This window comes from Enterococcus sp. DIV2419 (assembly GCF_051711865.1).
GTDB classification, from domain to species: domain Bacteria; phylum Bacillota; class Bacilli; order Lactobacillales; family Enterococcaceae; genus Enterococcus; species Enterococcus faecalis.
In genome coordinates, this window is record NZ_JBIONS010000001.1 from 1,298,886 (window position 1) to 1,321,437 (window position 22,552).

The 22,552-nt window shown below is 34.5% G+C and carries 23 protein-coding genes and 2 pseudogenes; 18 read left to right on the top strand and 7 right to left on the bottom strand.

Going from position 1 to position 22,552, the window contains the following annotated elements; genetic code table 11:
* The first annotated feature begins 11 nt into the window (after positions 1 to 11).
* The 3 genes from murC (at position 12) to IGI97_RS06060 (ending at position 2,711) form a co-directional block, all read left to right on the top strand.
* Complete coding sequence (gene murC, locus IGI97_RS06050; RefSeq protein WP_002357163.1) at positions 12 to 1,349, top strand: UDP-N-acetylmuramate--L-alanine ligase; 1,338 nt, start codon at positions 12 to 14, stop codon at positions 1,347 to 1,349.
* 197 nt (positions 1,350 to 1,546) lie between these two features.
* Positions 1,547 to 2,032, top strand: a complete 486-nt coding sequence (locus IGI97_RS06055; protein ID WP_002357164.1) for a MaoC/PaaZ C-terminal domain-containing protein — start codon at positions 1,547 to 1,549, stop codon at positions 2,030 to 2,032.
* The gene (locus IGI97_RS06060; protein WP_002357165.1) at positions 2,025 to 2,711 is read left to right on the top strand and encodes a Bax inhibitor-1/YccA family protein; all 687 of its coding nucleotides are present in this window, start codon (positions 2,025 to 2,027) and stop codon (positions 2,709 to 2,711) included. Before IGI97_RS06055 ends, IGI97_RS06060 begins: the two co-directional genes overlap by 8 nt.
* Before the next feature lie 44 nt (positions 2,712 to 2,755).
* Here IGI97_RS06060 and IGI97_RS06065 read toward each other — a convergent pair whose 3' ends face one another.
* The 3 genes from IGI97_RS06065 to IGI97_RS06075 all read right to left on the bottom strand — a co-directional run bounded on the left by IGI97_RS06065 (position 2,756) and on the right by IGI97_RS06075 (position 5,863).
* Positions 2,756 to 4,558 (bottom strand): glycerophosphoryl diester phosphodiesterase membrane domain-containing protein, encoded by a 1,803-nt coding sequence (locus IGI97_RS06065; RefSeq protein WP_002364138.1) that lies wholly within the window; start codon positions 4,556 to 4,558, stop codon positions 2,756 to 2,758.
* A 100-nt stretch (positions 4,559 to 4,658) separates the two neighbouring features.
* Entirely contained in the window at positions 4,659 to 5,258 is a 600-nt protein-coding gene (locus IGI97_RS06070; RefSeq protein ID WP_002357169.1) for a TVP38/TMEM64 family protein, read from the bottom strand.
* 230 nt (positions 5,259 to 5,488) lie between these two features.
* On the bottom strand, positions 5,489 to 5,863 hold the full coding sequence (locus IGI97_RS06075) for a VOC family protein (RefSeq protein ID WP_002419919.1): 375 nt from the start codon (positions 5,861 to 5,863) through the stop codon (positions 5,489 to 5,491).
* 197 nt (positions 5,864 to 6,060) lie between these two features.
* On the opposite strand from IGI97_RS06075, the gene IGI97_RS06080 reads away from it, so the two are divergent.
* From IGI97_RS06080 to rplS, 4 genes are all read left to right on the top strand, one after another.
* Positions 6,061 to 7,422 (top strand): Nramp family divalent metal transporter, encoded by a 1,362-nt coding sequence (locus IGI97_RS06080; RefSeq protein ID WP_002357171.1) that lies wholly within the window; start codon positions 6,061 to 6,063, stop codon positions 7,420 to 7,422.
* A 107-nt stretch (positions 7,423 to 7,529) separates the two neighbouring features.
* The gene (rimM, locus tag IGI97_RS06085; RefSeq protein WP_002357172.1) at positions 7,530 to 8,054 is read left to right on the top strand and encodes a ribosome maturation factor RimM; all 525 of its coding nucleotides are present in this window, start codon (positions 7,530 to 7,532) and stop codon (positions 8,052 to 8,054) included.
* Positions 8,044 to 8,784, top strand: a complete 741-nt coding sequence (gene trmD / locus IGI97_RS06090) for a tRNA (guanosine(37)-N1)-methyltransferase TrmD (protein ID WP_002381776.1) — start codon at positions 8,044 to 8,046, stop codon at positions 8,782 to 8,784. Before rimM ends, trmD begins: the two co-directional genes overlap by 11 nt.
* A 143-nt stretch (positions 8,785 to 8,927) precedes the next feature.
* Positions 8,928 to 9,275 carry a 50S ribosomal protein L19 gene (gene rplS, locus IGI97_RS06095; protein WP_002357176.1) on the top strand — a complete coding sequence of 116 codons (348 nt, stop codon included), beginning with the start codon at positions 8,928 to 8,930 and terminating at the stop codon, positions 9,273 to 9,275.
* Between the two features lie 121 nt (positions 9,276 to 9,396).
* On the opposite strand, the gene IGI97_RS06100 is transcribed toward rplS, so the two are convergent.
* Positions 9,397 to 10,302 carry a polysaccharide deacetylase family protein gene (locus IGI97_RS06100; RefSeq protein WP_002357177.1) on the bottom strand — a complete coding sequence of 302 codons (906 nt, stop codon included), beginning with the start codon at positions 10,300 to 10,302 and terminating at the stop codon, positions 9,397 to 9,399.
* 223 nt (positions 10,303 to 10,525) lie between these two features.
* On the opposite strand from IGI97_RS06100, the gene yqeK reads away from it, so the two are divergent.
* The 7 genes and pseudogenes from yqeK to IGI97_RS06135 all read left to right on the top strand — a co-directional run bounded on the left by yqeK (position 10,526) and on the right by IGI97_RS06135 (position 16,932).
* Positions 10,526 to 11,104 (top strand): bis(5'-nucleosyl)-tetraphosphatase (symmetrical) YqeK, encoded by a 579-nt coding sequence (gene yqeK / locus IGI97_RS06105; RefSeq protein WP_002385850.1) that lies wholly within the window; start codon positions 10,526 to 10,528, stop codon positions 11,102 to 11,104.
* Positions 11,105 to 11,194: 90 nt separating this feature from the next.
* Positions 11,195 to 11,302 (top strand): annotated as a pseudogene (locus IGI97_RS06110) (DUF4767 domain-containing protein); the annotation flags it as partial.
* Positions 11,303 to 11,533: 231 nt separating this feature from the next.
* Positions 11,534 to 11,777, top strand: a pseudogene (locus IGI97_RS06115) (hypothetical protein).
* Between the two features lie 686 nt (positions 11,778 to 12,463).
* Entirely contained in the window at positions 12,464 to 13,162 is a 699-nt protein-coding gene (locus tag IGI97_RS06120) for a hypothetical protein (RefSeq protein ID WP_002374582.1), read from the top strand.
* A gap of 117 nt (positions 13,163 to 13,279) precedes the next feature.
* Positions 13,280 to 13,936 (top strand): hypothetical protein, encoded by a 657-nt coding sequence (locus IGI97_RS06125; RefSeq protein ID WP_002374584.1) that lies wholly within the window; start codon positions 13,280 to 13,282, stop codon positions 13,934 to 13,936.
* Positions 13,937 to 13,958: 22 nt separating this feature from the next.
* Positions 13,959 to 15,749: a C47 family peptidase gene (locus IGI97_RS06130; protein ID WP_010777726.1), complete on the top strand. Its 1,791-nt coding sequence runs from the start codon at positions 13,959 to 13,961 to the stop codon at positions 15,747 to 15,749.
* 430 nt (positions 15,750 to 16,179) lie between these two features.
* Entirely contained in the window at positions 16,180 to 16,932 is a 753-nt protein-coding gene (locus tag IGI97_RS06135; RefSeq protein WP_002374588.1) for a DeoR/GlpR family DNA-binding transcription regulator, read from the top strand.
* A 40-nt stretch (positions 16,933 to 16,972) separates the two neighbouring features.
* On the opposite strand, the gene IGI97_RS06140 is transcribed toward IGI97_RS06135, so the two are convergent.
* The 3 genes from IGI97_RS06140 to IGI97_RS06150 all read right to left on the bottom strand — a co-directional run bounded on the left by IGI97_RS06140 (position 16,973) and on the right by IGI97_RS06150 (position 19,269).
* A complete protein-coding gene (locus IGI97_RS06140; RefSeq protein ID WP_002357183.1) occupies positions 16,973 to 18,376 on the bottom strand; it encodes a PTS galactitol transporter subunit IIC in 1,404 nt (467 codons plus the stop codon).
* Between the two features lie 94 nt (positions 18,377 to 18,470).
* Positions 18,471 to 18,773 carry a PTS fructose transporter subunit IIB gene (locus tag IGI97_RS06145; RefSeq protein WP_002357185.1) on the bottom strand — a complete coding sequence of 101 codons (303 nt, stop codon included), beginning with the start codon at positions 18,771 to 18,773 and terminating at the stop codon, positions 18,471 to 18,473.
* Between the two features lies 1 nt (position 18,774).
* Complete coding sequence (locus IGI97_RS06150) at positions 18,775 to 19,269, bottom strand: PTS sugar transporter subunit IIA (protein WP_010825330.1); 495 nt, start codon at positions 19,267 to 19,269, stop codon at positions 18,775 to 18,777.
* Between the two features lie 222 nt (positions 19,270 to 19,491).
* On the opposite strand from IGI97_RS06150, the gene lacA reads away from it, so the two are divergent.
* The 4 genes from lacA to IGI97_RS06170 all read left to right on the top strand — a co-directional run bounded on the left by lacA (position 19,492) and on the right by IGI97_RS06170 (position 22,533).
* The gene (gene lacA, locus IGI97_RS06155; protein ID WP_010825329.1) at positions 19,492 to 19,920 is read left to right on the top strand and encodes a galactose-6-phosphate isomerase subunit LacA; all 429 of its coding nucleotides are present in this window, start codon (positions 19,492 to 19,494) and stop codon (positions 19,918 to 19,920) included.
* A gap of 25 nt (positions 19,921 to 19,945) precedes the next feature.
* Positions 19,946 to 20,461: a galactose-6-phosphate isomerase subunit LacB gene (gene lacB, locus IGI97_RS06160; protein ID WP_002374591.1), complete on the top strand. Its 516-nt coding sequence runs from the start codon at positions 19,946 to 19,948 to the stop codon at positions 20,459 to 20,461.
* 1,113 nt (positions 20,462 to 21,574) lie between these two features.
* Positions 21,575 to 22,021, top strand: a complete 447-nt coding sequence (locus IGI97_RS06165; protein WP_010712575.1) for a PTS sugar transporter subunit IIA — start codon at positions 21,575 to 21,577, stop codon at positions 22,019 to 22,021.
* 14 nt (positions 22,022 to 22,035) lie between these two features.
* Positions 22,036 to 22,533: a PTS system mannose/fructose/N-acetylgalactosamine-transporter subunit IIB gene (locus IGI97_RS06170; RefSeq protein WP_002357192.1), complete on the top strand. Its 498-nt coding sequence runs from the start codon at positions 22,036 to 22,038 to the stop codon at positions 22,531 to 22,533.
* Positions 22,534 to 22,552: the final 19 nt, after the last annotated feature.

The following is a 22,552-nucleotide window of genomic DNA, read 5'->3' on the forward strand; positions in this document are numbered from 1 at the left end:
AGAGGATTATAATGGGAAATCAAGAGAACAAATTATACCATTTTGTCGGAATTAAAGGTTCTGGCATGAGCTCATTAGCGTTGGTCTTACACCAAAAAGGCTACAACGTTCAAGGATCAGACGTAGAAGAGTATTTCTTTACACAACGGGATCTTGAAAAATCAGGTGTCCCTATTTTACCATTTAATGCAGATAATATTGATAAAGACATGATTGTTATTGCTGGAAATGCTTTTCCAGATACCCATGAGGAAATCGCCCGCGCCATCGAATTAGGCGCAGAAGTAATTCGTTACCACGATTTCATTGCTCGTTTTATCGAACCGTACACAAGCATTGCTGTAACAGGGTCACACGGGAAAACAAGTACGACTGGTTTGCTAGCACATGTATTAAGTGGTATCAATCCAACTAGTTATTTAATAGGGGATGGCACTGGCCACGGCGAACCAGATGCTGATTTCTTTGCATTTGAAGCGTGTGAATATCGCCGTCATTTCTTGGCTTATTCACCAGATTATGCGATTATGACGAATATCGATTTTGATCATCCAGATTACTACAAGAGCATTGAGGACGTTTTTTCAGCGTTCCAAACAATGGCTCATCAAGTCAAAAAAGGAATTTTTGCTTATGGTGATGATAAGTATCTTCGTCAGTTAGAATCAGAAGTGCCAGTTTATTATTATGGCGTCAGCGAAGAGGATGATATCCAAGCCCGAAATATTCAACGAACAACGGAAGGCTCATCTTTTGATGTTTATCACAAGGATGATTTTGTAGGTCATTTTGTCTTACCAGCATTTGGCCATCACAATATCATGAATGCGCTAGGTGTGATTGCTGTGGCTTATTTTGAAAAACTCGATATGCAAAAAGTCGCAGAAGAAATGCTAAGTTTTAAAGGTGTAAAACGTCGTTTTAGCGAGAAAAAAGTCAGTGACATGATTATTGTTGATGATTATGCGCACCATCCAGCTGAAATTAAAGCAACGATTGATGGCGCTCGTCAAAAATATCCTGATAAAGAAATTATTGCTGTCTTCCAGCCACATACATTTACACGAACAATTGCCTTAATGGATGAATTTGCTGAAGCACTGGATTTAGCAGATGAAGTATTCTTATGTAATATTTTTGGCTCTGCGCGTGAAACACAAGGCGAGGTACGCATTGAAGATTTAGGTGAAAAAATTCAAAAAGGTGGACAAGTAATTACCGAAGATAATGTGTCGCCTTTACTAGATTTTGAAAATGCAGTGGTTGTCTTTATGGGCGCTGGCGACGTTCAGAAATTTGAACAAGCCTACGAAACATTACTAAGTAACACAACTAGAAACGTTTTATAAGAGAACATAAAAAAAATCGGGACAGGGGTATCTGGCTTCAAAAAATAAGAAGCTGCTCCTGTTCCGTTGTTTGTTTTTAAAATCTAGCATGGCAGATAAGTTGGTTTTGTTTAAACATCCTTTAAAGACTACTTTTTAGCTTGCCTTTTAAGTACATTTTGGTACAATTATCTTATCAATAACGGAGGTGTACTAATTTGAATATCGGAAAACCGAGAAAATTAGGCAAAACCATCGAAGATATCGAAGAGGGAGATTCGTTGTCCTTGACAGAGTCAATTGAAGACAAGGACTTATTACTTTACTTGGGCTTGACCAATGATGCGAATCCTTTATATATCCAACATGATTATGCCCAAAAAACAGAATATGAAAAACCAATCGTACCATCAATTATGCTGATGGGAATTATCACTAGTGCGATTTCAAAACATTTACCAGGACCAGGTTCACATGTTGTGAATTTCTCTGTGAACTTTGTGGAACCCGTTTTTCATTACGAAACATTGACTTTCCAATTAGAAGTAATCAAAGTCGACAAAATGAAAGATGTGATTACCATTTCAGTTGAGGCTGTTAATGAGCAAGAAAATCGCGTGTTAGATGCAGTGGTGATGGTTCAACCACCCCAAGTGACGATTGATGAACTAACAGAGAAAGAAGGGACTTTAACTTATGAATAATCAAGAGTATATCCAAACTGGCACAGGTTTGAATAAATTTTATGCCAAAATTTACGGATTTTTAGCGTTAGGAATTGGTATTAGCGCAATCATGGCTTATGCAATGACGACTGTCTTTTTACCTGTTCTAGCTACCTTATTCCAATCAAGCTTAGCTTTTTGGATGATTTGGCTTGTTGAAATTGGCTTAGTTTTATATCTAGGCGCAAAAGCACAGAAGAATCCAACCATTGCGATTGCAGGATTTGTTGCGTATGCATTATTAAATGGTGTCACTTTATCCGTGACGTTATTAATGTATACTGGTGGAACAGTGGCCGGCGCATTTTTAAGTGCAGCAGCTACCTTTGGCGCGATGTCATTAGTAGGTGTCTTTACGAAGAAAGACCTATCAGCAGTTGGTCATGCCGCTTATAGTGCCTTAATCGGAATTATCATTGCGATGTTGCTAAATATGTTCCTTTTACACAGTAATGCTGTAGAATTCTTTATTTCCATTTTAATGGTCCTAATTTTCTCAGGGATTACTGCTTATGATAACCAACGTATACGCCAAGTCTATGCGCAAACAGGTGATCAAGCAGGTACTGGGATGGCCGTTTTCTTCGCATTACAATTATACCTTGACTTCATCAACTTATTCTTAGCTTTCTTAAGAATTTTTGGTAAAAACAACTAACATGAACGTAAAAGAGCCAATCTGCTCAGCAGATTGGCTCTTTTTTAACCCATTCCAATAGCGAAATTCAACAGTTTATCGGAGTATGTTGGGTTTTCTAAATCGGTTTTCATTGTTTCGTTCAGTAGACTGAGCTGATCGGTAATGATACCATCGACGCCATAAAAAATCATTCGTGTCATAACATCTTCATCATTTGCTGTCCAAGCATAAACCTTTTTCCCATCATGATGAGCGGCATTTACAAAGTTACGATTCATTGTACTGTATTCCATAGTAAAAAAGTCAACTGGCATTTTAGGCGGTCCCACAATGTTGAAAGGAATAACGTAGCCTACATAAAAGCGTGGTTCTTCTTTCTTTAAGGCCATCGCCGTATCATAGGTTAAGGTATGAAGGATATGGCCGTTTTCTAAAATATTTTCACGGTATTGTTTGACAAAGCGCTGTACTAAATCAGGGCTATCTTGAGGCGTGGTTTTGATTTCAATTAATAAACGTTGTTTTAATTGATTGGCTTTGGCTAAATAATCATCGAAAGAAACCATTTTAGCAGTTTGACCATTTTCTGTGACATTCATATTCGTTAATTCTTTAAGTGTTAATTGATTCGGTCGTTTATTAACGCCCGTTAACGCCCGTAAATTAAAATCGTGCATGACAATAAATTGATGGTCTTTGGTTTCTTGAATATCCATTTCAACATAATCAGGTTTTGCCTTATTGGTCTCGATTAAAGAGTCCAAGGTGTTTTGAACGCCATTGTTACCATTAACACCACGATGGGAGATGGTAACCGGTTTTCGGTCAGGTGTATGACTTAGGTAATTCGTATTATAGGTGCCTACACCAATTCCGAAGATGATTGCAATCAAACAAAAAAGAACGACTCTGAAGGTGGTCCATTCTACCCGAACCTCTGATTTCGGGGTGAACCATTCTGGCGTGTCAGGCAAAATCCCTTCATCTTCCATATCATCAACAATAATGTAAAAAATAGCAACACTAGACAACACCAAGTTTAAGAGCATCATAACCTGAAGGAGCGTCATAGCGATGACAGCGCTAGGTAAAGACCACTCAGGTTTAAACGTTTCAACGGCGGTTTGACCTAAAAATATCAAGAAATAGCCAGCCGTAAAAATCCCTAAAACAGTTCCTCCAATGATAATAAATTGTCCTAAAATCTGGAAAAAGCGCCGCTTTGTAATTTGCCAACTACGTTTTAAAGACTCACGAAAACCAACATCACGTAAAATCAACTCTGGAAGGGCAAAAGCAAGTCGAATCGCTAAATATAAGATAATCAGTTCTAACAATACGAAACCAATAATAATAATGACGCGATTTGCAAAAATAAAATCTAAGATAAAGGCTGGAATCTTAACTCTTGTTAATAAATAAGAGCGGAAGGTTAACCCACTTAATGGTAAAATCAAAAAGAAATACGCCAGGAAAAACAGAAAGGTAATTCCTCGAACTTTTTTGATCTGAAGCAAGGTGCCGTGCAATAATTGCGTTAGAGTAATTGGTTGCTTTTTCTTAATAAAATAAACACTAAGCAATAAAAAGGTAAATTCAAAAAAGAGCGCCAGTAAAATTAACAGCCCAATTAGTAGAAAAGTCAAAAGGACATAGGGATGTTGCGTAGCAATTGCCCCTAAGTTATCGTAGGAAATATAATCAATCCCACCTTCTTTGAGTACCAATTTGGACAAACTTGTCAATAAAGGCAATAGAACGAATAACATAAATCCGTGCATCAAGAGCACGTCGCGAAAATACGCCGTTGTCCCTTTAAGAAAATCTAGCGTATTCACAATACTATTTTTAAAATAACTAAACATCAAAAGTCCCCCAGTTTCTACCAAAATTCCATAATAAAAGGACTAAATCAAACTGACACAGGCAGAGTTTTGATTTAGTCCGTTCGCTTTTTTATTTATTTTACATTCCCAGTAAGCTAGTTAAAAATGTACCGCCATAAATTAACGCAAGACTATATAAATAGATAGAAGCAGGTTTTGCTAATAAAATAATCAGAGTAAATTTTTTCACAGACATTTTTGTTAAACCGGCCATTAAACAAAGCGCATCATCCGGTGCAATCGGGAAGAAAATTGCTAAAGCAAACAATCGTTCAAAACGTTTTTCATTGTCTAACCAACCGATATACTTGTTATATGTTTTATCACTGACAAGGCTCATAATGAATGGTTTCCCATAATTACGACCTAATAAGAAAATGATAATAGAGCCAAGTGCAATACCAACGTAATTATAGACGAAGCCCATTGTTGGCCCGAAAATCAAGACCCCTGCAGCACAGCTAACACCACCAGGAATAATCGGAATAACCACTTGAATAATCTGAATTAACATGAAAATAATCGGACCGAGAATGACAGATTGCCCTACTAGTCCTCTTAGTGCATTGATGTCCTTGAAGACACCTAATCGGATAAAATAGATGGTTGCAATTATGGTTGCAACAATGCCCAAAATGGAAATAATATTAACAATTTTTCTAGATAGGGTAACACTCACATTTCTCATCTCCTTTAGTTATACTCATCGTACTTTTAGTATATAACTTTTTATCAATAAAAAACATCGTTTGTTCTTTCTGCAAACGAACAAAGTTGTAAGATACACATCATTTGATAAGTTTATTATACAAAAAAAGAGACAGAAAAGACATCCTACTTAAGACCCATTCTGCACTGATCTTTCGAAAGAGAGTTAAAAAAACGAAAGTGGCGCATCTTTTAGGAATATTATAGAGGGGCAAAGAGTGAAATTAAATTTGCATCCACGTCTTTAATGATTGCGTATCGTTGGCCCCAAGGTGCATTCCAAGGTTCTTTAAAAACAATGTAACCAGCTTGGCTCATTTTTTTTACGGTGCTATCAACTTCTGCGGCCGTTTCACAAAGAAAAGCAAGTTCAATTTTATCGCCTTGTTGGCTAGGCGCAAACCCATAGACACCAGTAATCATTTGTAGTGAATTTAAAGAAATCCTGACGCCATTGTTTTGTAATTCTGTGTAATCAGGCGAAGCTTCTCCCAGCACGTTAAAACCTAGCGTTTGGTAAAAAGAGAGTGCTTGTGTCATATCGTTGACGATAATACCGACCATATCTAACTTCATCCTCATAACCTCCGATCTATGATAAAATAAGTGTAAGGGATTTTTTGGTAAAAACCAAACGATTTATAGCGAAAGTGCTTAAAAAAATTAGAATGTAACAGTTTACAACGAAGAATAAGAAGACTATAATTATGTTAACTAGTTTTAGGTGTACCTAAAAGTGAAATGTGTGAACAAGATAGATTGAGGGATGTTGGATGAAAGAAAAGAAAACGGAAAAAATGCTTAATTATGCAAATGGACCTAGTTTAGAAGAGATAAATAATACCGTCGAGGTACCTAAAAATGCTAGCTTTTGGCGAACTTTGTTAGCCTATAGCGGACCTGGCGCTTTAGTGGCTGTTGGTTATATGGATCCAGGAAATTGGATTACGTCAATTGCTGGCGGAGCGGAATATAAGTACACGTTACTTAGTGTGATTTTGCTTTCTAGTTTAGTTGCCATGTTACTACAAAGTATGGCTGCGCGCTTAGGAATCGTGACAGGAATGGATTTAGCCCAAGCGACTAGAGAGCATACAAGTAAACGAACGGGCGTTGCCTTGTGGGTGGTGACGGAGTTAGCCATAATGGCAACAGATATCGCTGAGGTAATTGGTGGTGCCGTGGCTTTGCAATTATTATTTGGTTTTCCATTATTAATTGGTGTGTTGATAACAACGTTTGATGTTTTATTACTTTTGCTACTGACAAAGTTAGGCTTTCGCAAAATCGAAGCAATTGTTTCTTGTTTAATTGCAGTCATCTTTTTTGTTTTTGCTTATGAAGTGGCATTAGCAGATCCAAATATTGGTGAAGTGTTACGAGGTTTTATTCCAGACACAAAAATAGCGACAGATAAATCCATGTTATTTTTAGCCTTGGGAATCGTTGGAGCGACAGTCATGCCTCATAACTTATATTTGCATTCTTCCATTGCGCAAGCTCGGAAATTTGATCGTAACGATGATGCTGAGAAAGCCAAAGCAATTCGTTTCACTACTTGGGATTCAAATATTCAATTAACTGTCGCTTTTGTCGTAAATTGTTTGTTGTTAATTTTAGGAGGAGCATTATTTTATGGAACCAACAGTGAATTAGGTAAATTTGTTGATTTATTTGATGCTCTGAAAAATCCAGATATTGTTGGTAATATTGCTAGCCCAGTGTTAAGTATTCTTTTTGCAATTGCTTTACTGGCTTCGGGTCAAAATTCAACGATTACAGGTACGCTGTCAGGACAAATTGTAATGGAAGGCTTTATCCATTTAAAAATGCCGTTGTGGGCACGACGAGTGTTAACTCGTTTGTTAGCAATTGTGCCAGTCATTATCTGTGTCATTATTTATGGCGGTAGCGAAACGGCTGTTGAAGACTTGTTACTTTATACGCAAGTTTTCCTAAGTATTGCTTTGCCAGTGTCGATTATTCCTTTAACGATGTATACAAGTGATAAAAAATTAATGGGCCAATTTGCGAATCCAGCGTGGGTGAAATTTTTAGCTTGGATTATTGCTATTGCCTTGACGTTATTAAATTTATTTTTAATTTATGGCACATTAACTGGTTTAACGAATTAATAAAAACAAAGGCTGACTAGAAAAGTTGGCCTTTGTTTTTTCATAGAATTTGCGCGTAAGAAATGGTAGAATAGGAAAGATGAAATACAAGGAAGAGAGGCTTTCACGTGACAGATTATTTAAATGTAGGAAAAATTGTGAACACACAAGGAATCAAAGGGGAAGTTCGGGTCATTTCGAAAACGGATTTTCCAGAAGAACGTTATCAAAAAGGGGCAACGTTACTGCTATTTCAAGAGAAAAAAGCACCAATTGAATTGGTCGTGGAGTCCCACCGCAAGCATAAGAATTTTGACATTTTAAGCTTTGAAGGACATCCAAATATCAATGATGTTGAAAAATATCGTGACGGTATTTTAAAAGTTGCAAAAGACAATCTCGCTGAATTGGGAGAGGACGAATTTTATTATCACCAAATCATTGGTGCCACTGTTTATGATGAAACCGGTAGTGAACTGGGAAAAATTAAAGAAATTTTATCTCCTGGTGCGAATGATGTGTGGGTCGTCCAACGACCAAAGAAAAAAGATTTACTTTTACCGTATATTGAAGGCGTTGTTACAAAAGTCGACGTCGAAAATCAACGGATTGATGTGGACATTCCAGAAGGATTGATTGACGATGAGAATTGATGTATTAACTCTTTTTCCTAGAATGTTTGAAGGACCAATGGGGGAATCAATTATTGGGAAAGCTCGGGAAAAGCAGTTATTAGAATTGAATGTCTCTAATTTTCGCGATTTTTCAGATAACAAACACCAAACGGTCGATGATTATCCGTATGGCGGTGGCGCGGGGATGCTTTTAAAAGTACAACCGATCTATGATAACCTAAAAGCAATTGAAGAAGAGACAAACCAGCAGCCAAAACGGGTCATCTTATTAGATCCAGCCGGAAAACCGTTTAATCAGAAAATGGCCGAGGAATTTTCACAAGAAGAACATTTAGTTTTTATTTGTGGACATTATGAAGGCTATGATGAGCGAATTCGCACGATGGTTACAGATGAAGTTTCATTGGGGGATTACGTTTTAACAGGGGGCGAATTAGGCGCAATGGTCATGATTGATGCGACAGTCCGTTTATTACCTGATGTCTTAGGTAACAATCTTTCTGCACAAACGGATTCACATTCCACTGGCCTATTAGAGCATCCACAATATACCAGACCTGCTATTTTCAACGATATGGAAGTCCCTGCCGTGCTAACGAATGGTAACCATAAATTAATTGCAGAATGGCAACTAAAAGAATCATTACGACGGACCTTTTTGCGTCGACCTGACATGTTGGAATCAGTAGAAATGACGCCTGAAATGTTGAAGTTATTAGAGGAAATTAAACAAGAAGAGCAAAAATAAGGGAACTTTCAAGAAAATTCTCTTTACAGCTTATTTTGTCTGTGGTAAACTAATTTGGTGAGTGCAATGCGCTCTAACTATTACAATATTCCGCTGTGGCAGAAGTGACCATAAGAATATTTGGGAATAAGGAGAAGGATAAAATGAATCCATTAATTCAAGAATTAACACAAGAACAATTACGTACGGATATTCCTGCGTTCCGCCCTGGTGACACTGTTCGCGTTCATGCGAAAGTAGTCGAAGGTACTCGTGAACGTATCCAGTTATTCGAAGGTGTTGTAATTAAACGCCGTGGTGCTGGAATCAGCGAAACTTACACAGTACGTAAAGTTTCAAATGGTGTTGGTGTGGAACGTACATTTCCATTACACACACCACGTGTTGCTCAAATTGAAGTGGTTCGCTACGGTAAAGTACGTCGTGCAAAACTTTACTACTTACGCGCATTACACGGAAAAGCAGCTCGTATCAAAGAAATCCGTCGTTAATCTTTACTATTCGACAAACGAACACCCTCTTGCTCAGCAAGAGGGTGTTTTTGTGTGTAATTAAGTAGAAAATCAACATTGACTAAGACCAGAAATGCTTCCTTTAGTGTTCCGAGTTGCTTTAATATAACACGCCAAATTGATAACCATTTGCTTGATAAAACTCTATTAATTGTGGCAATGCTTGTTTTGTTAATTCCTTATCTACTGAATCATGCATTAAGACTACTCTAATATTATAATCCGGATAAACCTCAAGTGAATGTTGATGGAAAGCGAGCATTTCTGCGACTGTAGTAGGCTGTCTGTCTAACGGCTCCGCATCTCCAACCATCGCATTCCAGTCAATCCAATGGATGCCAAGTTGTTTGAATAATTCATCAGATTTTTCTGTACCTCCCCATGACATATGACCTCCTGGGTATCGCCAGAGAGTTGTTTGAAATGTTTCGCCCAATATTTTTTTAAGAGAGTTCTCCATGGTTGCTATTTCCGCTTGTATTTCTTCAGTGTTGACAATCCCGTTTGGATATAACGTTGCATAATCATGAGTTGAACTATGAAAGCCTATTGAATGCCCTTCTGCGACTTCGCGTTTCACTATGTTTTGATTTTCGGAAGTTAGGGTATTTCCTACAAGAAAAAAAGTTGCGTGGACGTTATACTTTTTTAATGTATCTAGGACTTGTGGGGTTATTTGATTATTAACGCCATCATCAAAGGTTAAGAATACTAATTTTTCACCTTTGTAAGGTTCTTCTCCAGTTATATATTTTCTGATTTTGTCTGCTGAGTAAGCATATTTTTTTGATGAAATAGTCATGTGTGTTGATTCCTTTTCTAACTTGGTCGGGGAATCTTTTTTTGCAGTTGAATTTTTAGTCGATGTCTGCGTAGTATCATCATTTTTACTTGTTATCTTGGGTTGAGTTAATAGGAACGTTTGAATGAAAACAAGAACAATGAGGATTAACGCACTAAATAATACATACCCGTTTATTTTGAATTTTCTTTTCTTATGTCGCATACTTTCACTCCTCTTTGGTTAATGAAAAAGTTAAAAAATACACCTCCACGTTATACAAAATTGAACGTCCTATTAGTTATAGACGAATTTGAGGACCAAAAAGTTTCAATTTTTTCAATTTAGTTAGTTGTTTATTTAATAAAAAATAAAAGGTTGCTAGAGGATGAAAGGAGTATAATTTATTTATCTAGAAGAGTAATCGGAATGAGAAAGGGCTGTGGAAATGGATCATCAACAGGTGTTGAAAAATGAAATTAAACAATATTTAGTGAGTAAAAACTGTGAGAAGACGTATTATCATTGTATGGAAGTTGGAGAGTATGCCTATCAACTTGGTGAAAAATATTTAACTAGTCCAGAAAAAGTAAGTATTGCAGGATATTTACACGATATCTCTGCGATTTATCCAAATAATCAGAGAATTAGTGTCGCACAAAAATATGGGATTGAATTAAACGAAGCAGAAATGGCCTTTCCAATGATAATTCATCAAAAAATTTCTAAGTCTATTGCGAAAATGGATTTTGGTATTGAAGACAATGAAATTTTATCAGCTATTGAATGCCATACAACATTGAAGAAAAACTATTCGGACATAGATTTAGTTTTGTTTGTCGCTGATAAAATAAAGTGGGATCAAGAAGGTAAACCACCATACTTAGATGGTTTATTACAAGCTTTAAATTGTTCTTTAGAAAATGCCGCATATTTCTATATTGATTATATTTTGAAACACGATATTAAAGTTGTGCATCCTTGGTTATGGGATGCTTACAATCAACTTAATTTGATAATTAAATAACAAATAAACATAGTCGTTTTTAGTCGAGTTTTGCTGGTGAGAAAAGTGGAAAAGTAGTACAGTATTCTTGTCAGAAAGAAGGGATTCCCAATGAAAAAAATAATCTTGATAGGTCTTTTATTGAGTATTTTATCAGGATGTTCTTCCAACAAAAGTGGTGATAGCACTGCAAGCAAATCAAGCAAGCCGACAGCAACTTGAATAAGACAAAAGCTAGTTGTGTATTATTCAACTAAAAATAAAGGGGTCAAAAACTTAAACGTTTTGACCTCTTTGGTTTGTATTGATGTACTTGTTGAATTCAATAGTTTTGAAAAATTTGTGTTCAGAATAAATATTTTCCTATGTAATTGCAACTTATGATGTACCAGTAGGATGAAAAAAATAGTGGTTGATGTCCATCAATAAAAAGGGAAGGAAAAGGTTTGTATGCAAATTTATGCTCATGAAAGAGGAAATTCTTATAGATGTACCTATTTTATAAGTTTTCATGAAGAAGAATTAGTAATAGCGTTGGTATGGGAAGATATTTTTTTTTACTTATAACAAGGAAGAGATAGAAAGTAGAATAAACAAGGTGATGGATTTGGGAACTTCAGTAAAACTAGCTCTTTATCAATTCATAGAAAAAACAAATTATTTGCTGTATCTATCTTACAAGGAATTACACTAAAATTATGCACAAAAAAAGCAATCGACCACTGATTGTTTTTATTTTATTTACCAGATAAATAGCCAGCCGTTTTCAGACGACTGGCCAAAGAGATAAATTTGTAAAGAAATGATTTTTGCTTCATATAACCATTCTATACCATTTAATGATTTAACAAATAATTATTTTATTAAAAGAGATTAAAAAAAATAGAAAACACAGGATACTTCGTTGACGGTCAAAATTTTAGAGACCAGAATACTTTTAAAATAACTATTTGTTTTGTTTGTATTTTATGTATTCATAGAATGTTAAAAATAAACAGACACTGAAGAATAATGTTAAAACTAACTTAGAAACTACACTATTAACTTGATATATTTGTAACAAGAACACAAAAGATACTATCAAATTACTCAACGATTTTGATTTAGAATACTTTTTCTTTTTAATTTCGTACAAAATTGAAAACAAAAGCCAACCTATAAGTACTAAAATTAGGATAGGTTGTTCCCAGGCTCTGGAATAACCAAATTTGATGAAGAAAAATAATAATGTGAAAATTAGAATAACCGTATAAATTAAATAGTTTTTGTATGATATCAGATTCATGATTATCCTCCTAATATTTGTTGTTTACACAATTCTAATACAGGTGTACAATAATGTAAAGGCTTACAAAAAATATTTTATAGAGGAGAGTTAATATGAAAAAGTTTTTTTTGTGTTCTATTGTTGCAATTAGTTTAATGGGTGGGATTGGTGTGCCAAGTGTGGCTATGGCAGCAAGTAATGAAGAAATGAATATGGTTGAGCAAAGCAAAGAGGAAGAAGTAGCTACAAGAGAATTTTTAGCAATGCAAGATCAGATTACTTCGGTTTTACAGATTGAAGATGGTCATTATGTTTACAACAAAGATGATGTAAGAAACATTGTTTATAGTTTTGATTTTGATAAACTTAATCAGCAATTAGATTTAAATTACACTAAAGAAACATTTTACAATATTGCTATAGAGTCAATCGATCAGACTAAGTTTAAAGAGAATAAGTTCACTACTTACAATACAAACCCTTATAATAAAAATGATTTTCAAGAAGGATGGAATTACTATCGTAGTTGGCAAGATCATAACACTGCAAAAACCTCTATAAAAAATATGTATGATGCTGCTGATGTATTAACAGCAGGAGCTGGTATAGGGGGAATAGTAGGAATATTTTCTTCAGGACCATTAGCGCCTTTTGTTGGTATTATGGCTGGTGTTTCTGGTTTAACAGCATTGTATTTCCAAAATATGGCTAGAAACACTGAATATAAAAATAATTATTCAGGGATTGTTCTTGAAGTGAATAAATTTACGGCTGTATATGATGTATGGTCTCAAAGTGAATATAAAGGTTAACCAGAATTTTAAAAGATTTTTTCCTGCAATATTTTAAGAGAGTATTCTTAATATTGCAGGTATTTTTGCAAAAATATTGGTAAGTAACAAATCAATGAAGATGAGGAGTGTTAATCTTTGAAAAAGAAAAAAGTTTCTTTCTTTAAATTATATATGTTAATTGTTTCACTAACTTTATTTTTGGGCTGTGGAAGCCAAGTTTTTGCTGCTTCAGCACCTCAAATGAAGAGCTTAGAAGGATTCAATTCTCTTGAAAAATATGACGATTTGCAAGGAACTGAGCATGCTTTTGCGAAGGTTCTTAATTACAAAACGAAGCGAACAGATATTACTGCTAAATCTATTTTAAAATATGTCTATCCTACAAGAAGGGATAAAGAACTAGAAAATTCTTCAGCGTCTATAAAAGATTGCATGAGATATGCAGAATCTTTGGGAGTTACTATGCAATGGAATGATGAGACTACAATTAAATATGACAATATTAAACAACAAATTGACAGTTTAAATCCCGTTCTTTTGTGCTTTAAACCAGATAAATTCGATTGGATGGAGCCTTATTTACTTACAGTTGCATATGGATATGTATACGTTGAAGGAGATGGTCAAGTGAACAAAAACTTTATGATGGCTAGTATTTGGAATTCCAAATATATAACGCCAACCACAATTAATGTGAATAGTAATGTGAATAATTTACGTGTAACTGATTTTTCAACAAATGGGAATCCCCAAAAAGATTATTCATACATTGGATCTATTACACTAAATTAAACATTTCAAGGAGTGAATTTAATTGAGAGCAAAAAAAATTTTTGGTGGTATGATTTTATTTGTATTGAGTATGTTAGTAGGAATTCCAGCATTTGCAGCAGAATCTAATACTTCTTCTTTGTACATTCAAACAGAGGCAGTGAATCAAGAACTGACAGCGCAAGCACAAAAAAATTGGAAATTTTATTTCGAAAATTTGTCAATAATGGAAAACACAGATTCTTTGAATGTAGATGAATTCTATTTAGGACAGCCATTTTTGCTTACAAATGAAGTAATCTATGAAGATGCGTTCTTTCCTATTATTAACAAACAAACAGGAACTATTGCAAATCTTTTAGAGATTTCAATGATAAATAGCAAACCGTCAATAACAATATCAAGTCAATTTGTAGAGCAATTAAATAATTTGACAACTACATCAGAAGGTTCATGTTTTTCATTGAAAGTAGATAATGACACACAACAACTAGTTATTGAAAAACAAGCTTACAATGACCAGTCAGTAAATATTATGCAAACAGCAAAAGAATCTACTAGACAGAAGCGCTCTGTACCAGATGATATTGTACCAGAGTACACTAGAAAAGTTATACCAAACTGGATGATTACTGAAACTCAAACATATGCTCCCTGGTGTACACGGTATGCTCTGACAGCAATGATGAACACTGTGGAAGGAAATGAAATTTCTAATGCAAAAGATTTATTAAAAAAAGAATATCCTAATGCTACAGAAGAGCAACTACTGAATACTGATTATGTCACTGGAGGAACTATGTCAGAAGTCATTAAGGTGATGCAAAGAGAATATGGTTATACATTAGACATGGCTATAAAACCTTTAGATAGAAATGGTGTGAAGGAACAAATCGATAAAAATGCACCAATTTATGTTTCTTTAAAACCCACATACGAAGGCTCGGATTATAAAGGGCATGCAATTGTGTTGATGGGGTACATCGTTCCAAGTAACCCTTCAGCTGAATCATATTATTATTTTTGGAATCCTTGGTGGAATAAAGTAATGTTAACGAATCAACAAGATATTAGTCATTGGAATTTAAATTCGTACGTATATAATTGGGCATTCTCGGGAATTAATTTACGTAAAGAACCCTTAAAAGTTTCTGAAAATCCAGTGACGGTTACTGAGGTAAGTAAAACAATGATGGTTAATAACCAGTCTGGAACAATTAAAACTTTACCAACAGGACGTATTGGATCAGAATACATTAATTCTTCTGGAAAATTTGCTGGATGGGTCGTAACGGCTACTCAAGAAACTGGAACAAATTTGTATTGTAATGAATTAAAAGGATGGGTTGAAAAAAGTGCATTGACAGAAGTAATTTCAATGAGTATTCCTACAAAAATCGTTAATTCAGGCTTTTCTATTGATTATATTCCATGGCAATCAGGTATTCAGCACATAGGATACACAAAAGACCATATAAATCAGTCTGTAACCATAATTGCTCGTAATGGTTCATATTACTTCGTGCCAGATTTAGGTTGGATAGATAAGAAAGCGTTTAGTGTAAGCACACAAAGTCAAGTAGATGCTATAAAGAACAGCAATACTGTTACTAATACAAAATGGACTATTAAAAATACAGAAAATCATTTAACTGTTTTGAACAATGGAAAATCAATAGACACTTTGCCTTGGGGGAAAAAAGGATTCAATAACTTAAGTAATGTCAATAATCATGCTAGTCAATATATTCACATCACGCAGGATGCAGGTTCGTATGTGTATAGTCCAGACTTAAGGGGCTGGGTAGATAAAAAAGGATTAAATTTTAAATGATATTTATTTTAGAAAATAAATTTACAAAAAAGTACCAGCATGGTATGGAACTGACCCAATAAACTAAGACAAAATAAAAAAGCACCTCTTGTTGAATTTACGGTAAAATGAATTTAACTAGGAGGTGCTTTTTCAATGGGAAATCGAGTTTCTTATCCGATTCACATCAAAGAAATGGCTATACAGGCGAAAAAAGAGAATATTCCTGTAAAAATAATTATGGGAAATTTTTATGCTAGATCTCTATTTGACTAGGCTCAAATAGATCTAAATCAATCGTTGAAGTGATATCTGTTTATATAAAGATAGGCTAAATCGTCAATTTTTTACAAATCGTCGTTCATGTTAAAATAAATGGAGAAATGTTTTAGTATTCATAGTAAGTATTTTATCGTAGAATAAAAGATATACTAACAATGGAGCGATGAAAATGCTAAAAGAAGAAAGATTAAATGCGATAGTCTCTCTAGTAGATCAAAAAGGGGCAATCAAAGTTACTGAAATTATGGAACGATTAAATGTTTCGGATATGACTGTTCGTAGAGATTTGACAGAATTAGAAGCAGCGGGGCGTTTAAAACGAGTACATGGAGGAGCAAGCAGTTTAAATACATATCGTCCACATGAATTGTCTCATGCTGATAAACAAATTATTAATAGTGTTGAAAAAAAAGAAATTGTCCAAAAAGCATTAAGTTTAATTCACGAAGAAGAAACTATCTTCCTAGGACCAGGAACAACTATTGAACTTTTGGCCGAGGCAATGGAATTTAAACATTTAAGAGTAGTAACAAACTGTTTGCCTGTGTTTGAAACGTTAAGTAAAAAAAAGAATGCGTTAACCATTTATTTAATTGGTGGAGAAATGCGACTTTTAACTAAATCTTTTTTTGGCGAAATCGCTAATAAAGCATTAGAAGAAATGCATTTCCATAAAGCATTTTTTAGTTGCAATGCGTTAAAAGATAATAAAATTATGACAGCCACTATTGAAGAAGGACAAACACAAGCAATTGCATTAGATAACTCAATAGAAAAATATTTGTTAATGGATACTTCTAAAGTAGAGAAACAGGATTTTTATTCTTTTTATCAATTAGAAGAAGTGACAGCGGTAGTTACAAATAAAGATAAATTTGACACATCTAAAGTATTGGAAAAAGTTGTCAGAGTGATCTACTAAAAAGAAGAGGTGCATCTGCATCTCTTCTTTTTAGTTCCCCTTATTGAGCTTTTTGAGCATAAATAATATTTCGCTTCTTCATTTGTTTTGCATACCAAATGAAAATCAGTAGATAGGCGACTAGCGCCAGACATGCGTATAAAATAAATTCGAGTTGACCTTGTGATGCATTGCCGACTAAGTATCCTAAGAATTTTTCCATTGGCCCTTCCATGGTAGTATGTGAAATTAAAGTATTATTATTTAGACCCGCTGGGAAAGCACCAACTTTTTTTGCGGTTTCGGTAACGAACGGTGCAATTAGGGTACCAGACCATAAGAACAAAGGTAATTCGATTGCTCCAATGATAATCATTCGGATGAGTTTACCTCTTGTAACTACTAGTAGAGCAGGGGTTACACCCATTGCAATAATTCCGCCAAGTGGTAAAAGTTTGTTGCCAGGTAGGACAATGGCTTCTAATAGCATAATTGGAGCCAATACGTTAGCTGCTGCCCAGATTTCAGCACGACCAGCTAAGAAAGGCCAATCTAAACCAATATTAAGTGTACGTCCTTTTAATTTATTCGAAGCAAAATCAGTGATACCTTGTGATAAAGGCTCAACTGCAGCGATAAACCAAGTTCCAATTAAAGAGAATAGTTCCAAACAGACTGCAGCCGTAAAGGATAGAGAAAAAATTTGCGTGGGTGTTTGGCCAGCTAAAAGACCCACAAAAATCCCTAAGTAAATCCCGATGGCAAATTTTGATCCCCAAAAGCCAATTTTACTATTCAATTTGGCAGCGTCAAAATCGTATTTATCTAACCAAGGGAAAAGCTTATCAAAAATTTTATCAAAAACCATAATGATTGGGTTCATCATATAGTTCATATGCGTGGTAGTCATAGGATTGGTATCTGGGGCGTTAAGTAAATCGTTAAACGTTGGTTTCATTAAGTCAGAATTGATAATTTTTAAAACACCTATGAAAATAACTAAGATTGTTGCAATTATTAAGTTTGCGCCACAAAAAATAGCAAATAAACCAACAATCGATAGATGCCAAATATCGAAAATATCCACATCTAATGTGTTTGTTTTATTTAGAATTAACATAATGACATTGACAATCACCATAATTAAAAGAAAGTAAAGGGTGTAAGGAGATCCCCAAGTGATGGTGGCTAAAGGTGCCCAACCAACATCAGTAATATTTAAAGAAATTCCTGTACGTTCTACGAAAGAGGCCATTGCATCTGAGAAAGCAGTAGTTAAAATTCCTATAATAGCACTGATACCAGTTAAAGCAATTCCTAGTTTAAGACCACCTTCTAATGCGCGAGTGGGTTTTACCTTAAAACAAAGGGCAATCAGTGTTAAAACAATAGTCATTAAAGGAGCAGCACCTAAATCAATTAAAGGTTTAAAAATTGTATTTGCTAGGTCAATAATCGTATTCATTTATTTTCTCCTTCATAAGCTAAGATAACAAAATTTTTATCTTAGTTTTGTTATTGTTGACAATGAAGCGTAAGTAATTAGTCTAAAAAGGAAATCATTTGTTTAAAGAGTGAATGATACTTTCCATTTGTTGATAAACAGGTTCAGCCATTGCTGGAATTCGATAAAGAATTGCGCCTGCATCAACTACAGGAATCGTGATTGGGAAACCCAAATCTGTTTTGGCGATTTGGGCGAAAATATCATAATGGGATAGCATCTCTTGATTAATATCTTTAATCATTACGGCATCGCAAGAAACTTGGTAGCCTCTTTTAGATAATTCTGTTTCTAATGCAGATTTGATTTGATGGCTAGAGTTTACCCCAGCCCCACATGCAGCTAAAATTTTGATCATGTTAAATCTCTCCTTTAAAATTTTTTTGTAAAAAACGATAAACTTCTTCTTTATCTTCACATTGAAAAAAAGCCAATAGTGATGAACGGTCTGTCGTGTTAATAAAATCCATGATAGTCGCTAAAAGACCCGTTTGTTCAATACCGTTTTCATTTAAAATCATGAAAAGAAAGGAAACAGAGAGCGTTTCATCTGGGATAATCATGTTATGAAATGATAAGGATTGTTTCAATTTAATCGGGATAATTCTTGTCGTCCGTACAAAGGTACTTTCGGTATGCGGAATGGCGATATTCGGTAGTTCAGGATCAATCAGTGTTAAACTTAAACCAGTCGGATAGTTATGTTCTCGTTCCAATAAATTAGTTAGAAAATCAGGTGTAACTAATTTCTTTTTTAACAAGTCTAAATAAACTTCTTCAAAAACTTCTTCTTGTGTTTTTTTGTTTGAAATATAGGTAGTATCTAATGAAAAAATCGATGTTTTAATAACCATAGAACCCCTCGTTTCTTTAATATATTATTATTTATTTACAAGTATAATATAAAACGCTTTCAAAAAGATGTCAACACAACATTAAACAATAATAAACAAAAAAGAAAATAAATGTTGAATAAAGTTCGATATTGTTTTATTATGTTTTCGAGAAGGGGATTTGAGTTTAAAGAAAGGGACAGAATTTTAATAGTAGATACACGAGGTAAGGAGGAAAACAAAATGCGTGTCATACTTGGTTCAGATTTAGATGGAATAAAATTAAAAGCAGAAATGAAACAATACTTATTGCAAGAAAAAGTTGAGGTAATCGATAAAAGTGAAAGTGCTTCGGAAGACTTTATAGAAGCAACGCTTGCTGTTGCTCATGAAGTTTTAAAGGATACTGAAAGTTTAGGAATCGTTTTTGATGGTTATGGGGCAGGTAGTTTTATGACTGCTGCTAAAATTAAAGGAATGATTGTCGCTGAGTTGTCAGATGAGCGTTCTGCATATATGGCGCGAGAACACAACAATGCTCGGATGATCACGGTGGGCGCAAAAATTGTTGGAATGGAACTAGCCAAAAACATAATAAAAGAATTCTTAACAGGTCATTATGCAGGCGGGCGTCATCAAATACGTGTAGATATGTTAAATAAAATGGCTTAACAAATAATAGAAAGGAAGCGTTTTTATGAAAATTGCCATTGGTTGTGATCATATTGTGACGGATACCAAAATAGCAGTTTCTGATTTTTTGAAAGCAAAGGGATATGAAATTTTAGATGTAGGCACGTATGATTTTACTCGAACTCACTATCCTATTTTCGGAAAAAAAGTGGGAGAAGCCGTAATGAGCAATCAGGCTGATTTGGGTATATGTATTTGCGGAACAGGCGTTGGAATTAACAATGCGGTTAACAAAGTGCCGGGTATCCGTTCTGCTTTAGTTCGCGATATGACCACAGCGTTGTATGCGAAAGAGGAATTGAACGCAAATGTTATTGGTTTCGGTGGGAAAATAACAGGAGAGTTCTTGATCTGTGATATTGCTGCTGCCTTTATTGAAGCACACTATCATCCAACAGAAGACAACGAACAACTAATTGAAAAAATTAATCAAGTTGAAAAACAACATCCAGAACAACAAGATGCGCACTTTTTCGATGAATTTTTAGATAAATGGCAACGAGGAGTCTATCACGATTAGTACGTAATCAATGAGGGTTATTTGAGAAAAGCGGTCTTAAATAATAATCATTGGTATTTGAGTTGAATTCCCCTTCATTAATTTTTATTGCTGTTTTAACGTAGCACTGTAAAGAGCATTATCAAGAAAAAGAAGTAACAAAGGAACAAATTGAAGGCTATACAGGTAACCATAAAAAGTACACGAGAAAAGAACTCGTGTACTTTTTATGGTTTCGCTGCTTGTTTTATTTTAGTAATTATTTTTCTATAAAAATAGTCCCAGAATTATTAAAATAATCCCGATAACTAAACTGCCGATGCCAGAAGCCATGCCATATTTTTTACTTAGATGTATATCAGTAGTATTTTTAGGAATCAAGTTTGAGAAAAAATAAAATTTTTTTACCAAGATTAGATATGCAACAAGTAAAAGTAATAGTCCTAAGAGAAGATAACTAAGATTTTCAGCTAATAATCTAGATGAGCTAATAACAATATCCCTAAAAAGAGGCCTACCAATCCATATTTCATCGTTTTTTCTTTTGCTGACATATAAATATCCCTACTTTACTTTTTAATTTATTAAGAGCATAAAACCATAGATTCGATATAAGTTCATTTTGTTGTATCCAAAAGAGCATGACCTGGAATGACCTATATAATTAGAAAATTGGAGTGATATATAGTTATTTTACCATAGCTTAAATGAGTTGATTAACTCCGAATAATGTACAACTATGTACACCTATTGTGGGTGGAATGTGTGTTGGGACTTTGCTAACCTAATAGTTGAAAAAATGAATCAATAAATTTAGAAAAGGGACTATTCAAAAGCAACTTTTTTGGGAATTGCTATATTATTTATTTTTTTAAGCGTAATCAACTAAATGTTTTTATGGATAAAGAAAGTCATTGTTCCTTGTCATCAAGCTACAACAGCCAAATTCATTAGAACTTTTTTAGTGAATGACTTTAATTTTAGAAAGGTACTGTTGTTAAACATTCATGCTATCAAAGGAGTGTGAGGCGAACGAAGCAAATATTTTCATTTTATAAAAGTTGTATTATGGACTCTTAAAAAGAGGTGATTTAAAAAATTTTGAAGTGGAAATGTTAAGAAAGGAGAGAGGAAATGACTTATTTAGTTCTGGTCAGTCATGGCGATTTTGCTAGAGGATTAAAAAATTCATTAGGAATGTTTGCTGGCGATGATATAGAGACAGTCAGAGTGTTTGGCTTACAACCTGGTGAATCTACCGATAATTTTGGTAAGCGGTTTCTTTGTGAAGTTGAAAAATTACCGCAGGAAACGAGGCTAATCGTTTTGGCTGATATTGTAGGCGGGAGTCCACTTGCTACTATTTGTAAAGTATTAGATAAGCAAAAAATGCTAGAAAATTCTCTGATTGTTGGAGGAGTGAATTTTCCAATGGCTTTAAATGCGCTTCTATTGAAAGAAACTAGTGAATTATCTGATTTGAAAAAAATGATAGTAGCAGATGCTTGTCATGGCATTAGAGAGTTAACTGTAACTGAAGACGATGTAACTGAAAACGATATAACTGAAGAGGATATCTAAAGGAGAAGATGAACATGTCAATTTCTTTTGTTCGAATCGATGATCGAATGATTCATGGCTTAATTACTTTACGTTGGACTAAAGAAATGCCTTGTGATGGCATTATAGCTGTGAATGACAAAGCAGCAAGTAACCCTATTTTAAAGGAAGCATATAAAGCAGCTGCACAAGATAAAAAAACCTTTATTTGGACAATGGCGCATTTTTTTGATGTAAAGGATAAAGTATTAGCGTCTAAGTCAAAATACTTTTTGATTACAAAGAGCCCTTTGGATATGAAAAAAATTTTGGTAGATTGGCATTTTGTTCCAAGTGAAGTAAAAATGATTAATGTTGGACCGGGGAATGATCGCGAAGGGACAATTAAATTAGGGGATAACCAATCCTTTACAGCAGAAGAAGCAGCGGCTTTTGAAGAAATTGAAAAGGCTGGTTACAAAGTGGATTTTGCCTTGTTACCTGATCAACGAATTGGTTCTTGGGCGCATTTTAAAGCTAAATTTGGTTACTGATTCTAGAAGTTTTGAAAAG

Excerpts from the sequence above, each read along its gene's own strand:
- trmD (WP_002381776.1), top strand. The coding sequence starts at position 8,044 with ATGAGAATTGATGTATTAACTCTTTTTCCTAGAATGTTTGAAGGACCA.
- IGI97_RS06135 (WP_002374588.1), top strand. The coding sequence starts at position 16,180 with ATGCTAAAAGAAGAAAGATTAAATGCGATAGTCTCTCTAGTAGATCAA.
- IGI97_RS06165 (WP_010712575.1), top strand. The coding sequence starts at position 21,575 with ATGACTTATTTAGTTCTGGTCAGTCATGGCGATTTTGCTAGAGGATTA.
- IGI97_RS06120 (WP_002374582.1), top strand. The coding sequence starts at position 12,464 with ATGAAAAAGTTTTTTTTGTGTTCTATTGTTGCAATTAGTTTAATGGGT.
- IGI97_RS06140 (WP_002357183.1), bottom strand. The coding sequence starts at position 18,376 with ATGAATACGATTATTGACCTAGCAAATACAATTTTTAAACCTTTAATT.
- murC (WP_002357163.1), top strand. The coding sequence starts at position 12 with ATGGGAAATCAAGAGAACAAATTATACCATTTTGTCGGAATTAAAGGT.
- IGI97_RS06060 (WP_002357165.1), top strand. The coding sequence starts at position 2,025 with ATGAATAATCAAGAGTATATCCAAACTGGCACAGGTTTGAATAAATTT.
- IGI97_RS06170 (WP_002357192.1), top strand. The coding sequence starts at position 22,036 with ATGTCAATTTCTTTTGTTCGAATCGATGATCGAATGATTCATGGCTTA.
- IGI97_RS06100 (WP_002357177.1), bottom strand. The coding sequence starts at position 10,302 with ATGCGACATAAGAAAAGAAAATTCAAAATAAACGGGTATGTATTATTT.
- lacA (WP_010825329.1), top strand. The coding sequence starts at position 19,492 with ATGCGTGTCATACTTGGTTCAGATTTAGATGGAATAAAATTAAAAGCA.
- IGI97_RS06150 (WP_010825330.1), bottom strand. The coding sequence starts at position 19,269 with ATGGTTATTAAAACATCGATTTTTTCATTAGATACTACCTATATTTCA.
- IGI97_RS06145 (WP_002357185.1), bottom strand. The coding sequence starts at position 18,773 with ATGATCAAAATTTTAGCTGCATGTGGGGCTGGGGTAAACTCTAGCCAT.
- IGI97_RS06075 (WP_002419919.1), bottom strand. The coding sequence starts at position 5,863 with ATGAAGTTAGATATGGTCGGTATTATCGTCAACGATATGACACAAGCA.
- lacB (WP_002374591.1), top strand. The coding sequence starts at position 19,946 with ATGAAAATTGCCATTGGTTGTGATCATATTGTGACGGATACCAAAATA.
- IGI97_RS06065 (WP_002364138.1), bottom strand. The coding sequence starts at position 4,558 with ATGTTTAGTTATTTTAAAAATAGTATTGTGAATACGCTAGATTTTCTT.
- yqeK (WP_002385850.1), top strand. The coding sequence starts at position 10,526 with ATGGATCATCAACAGGTGTTGAAAAATGAAATTAAACAATATTTAGTG.
- IGI97_RS06080 (WP_002357171.1), top strand. The coding sequence starts at position 6,061 with ATGAAAGAAAAGAAAACGGAAAAAATGCTTAATTATGCAAATGGACCT.
- rplS (WP_002357176.1), top strand. The coding sequence starts at position 8,928 with ATGAATCCATTAATTCAAGAATTAACACAAGAACAATTACGTACGGAT.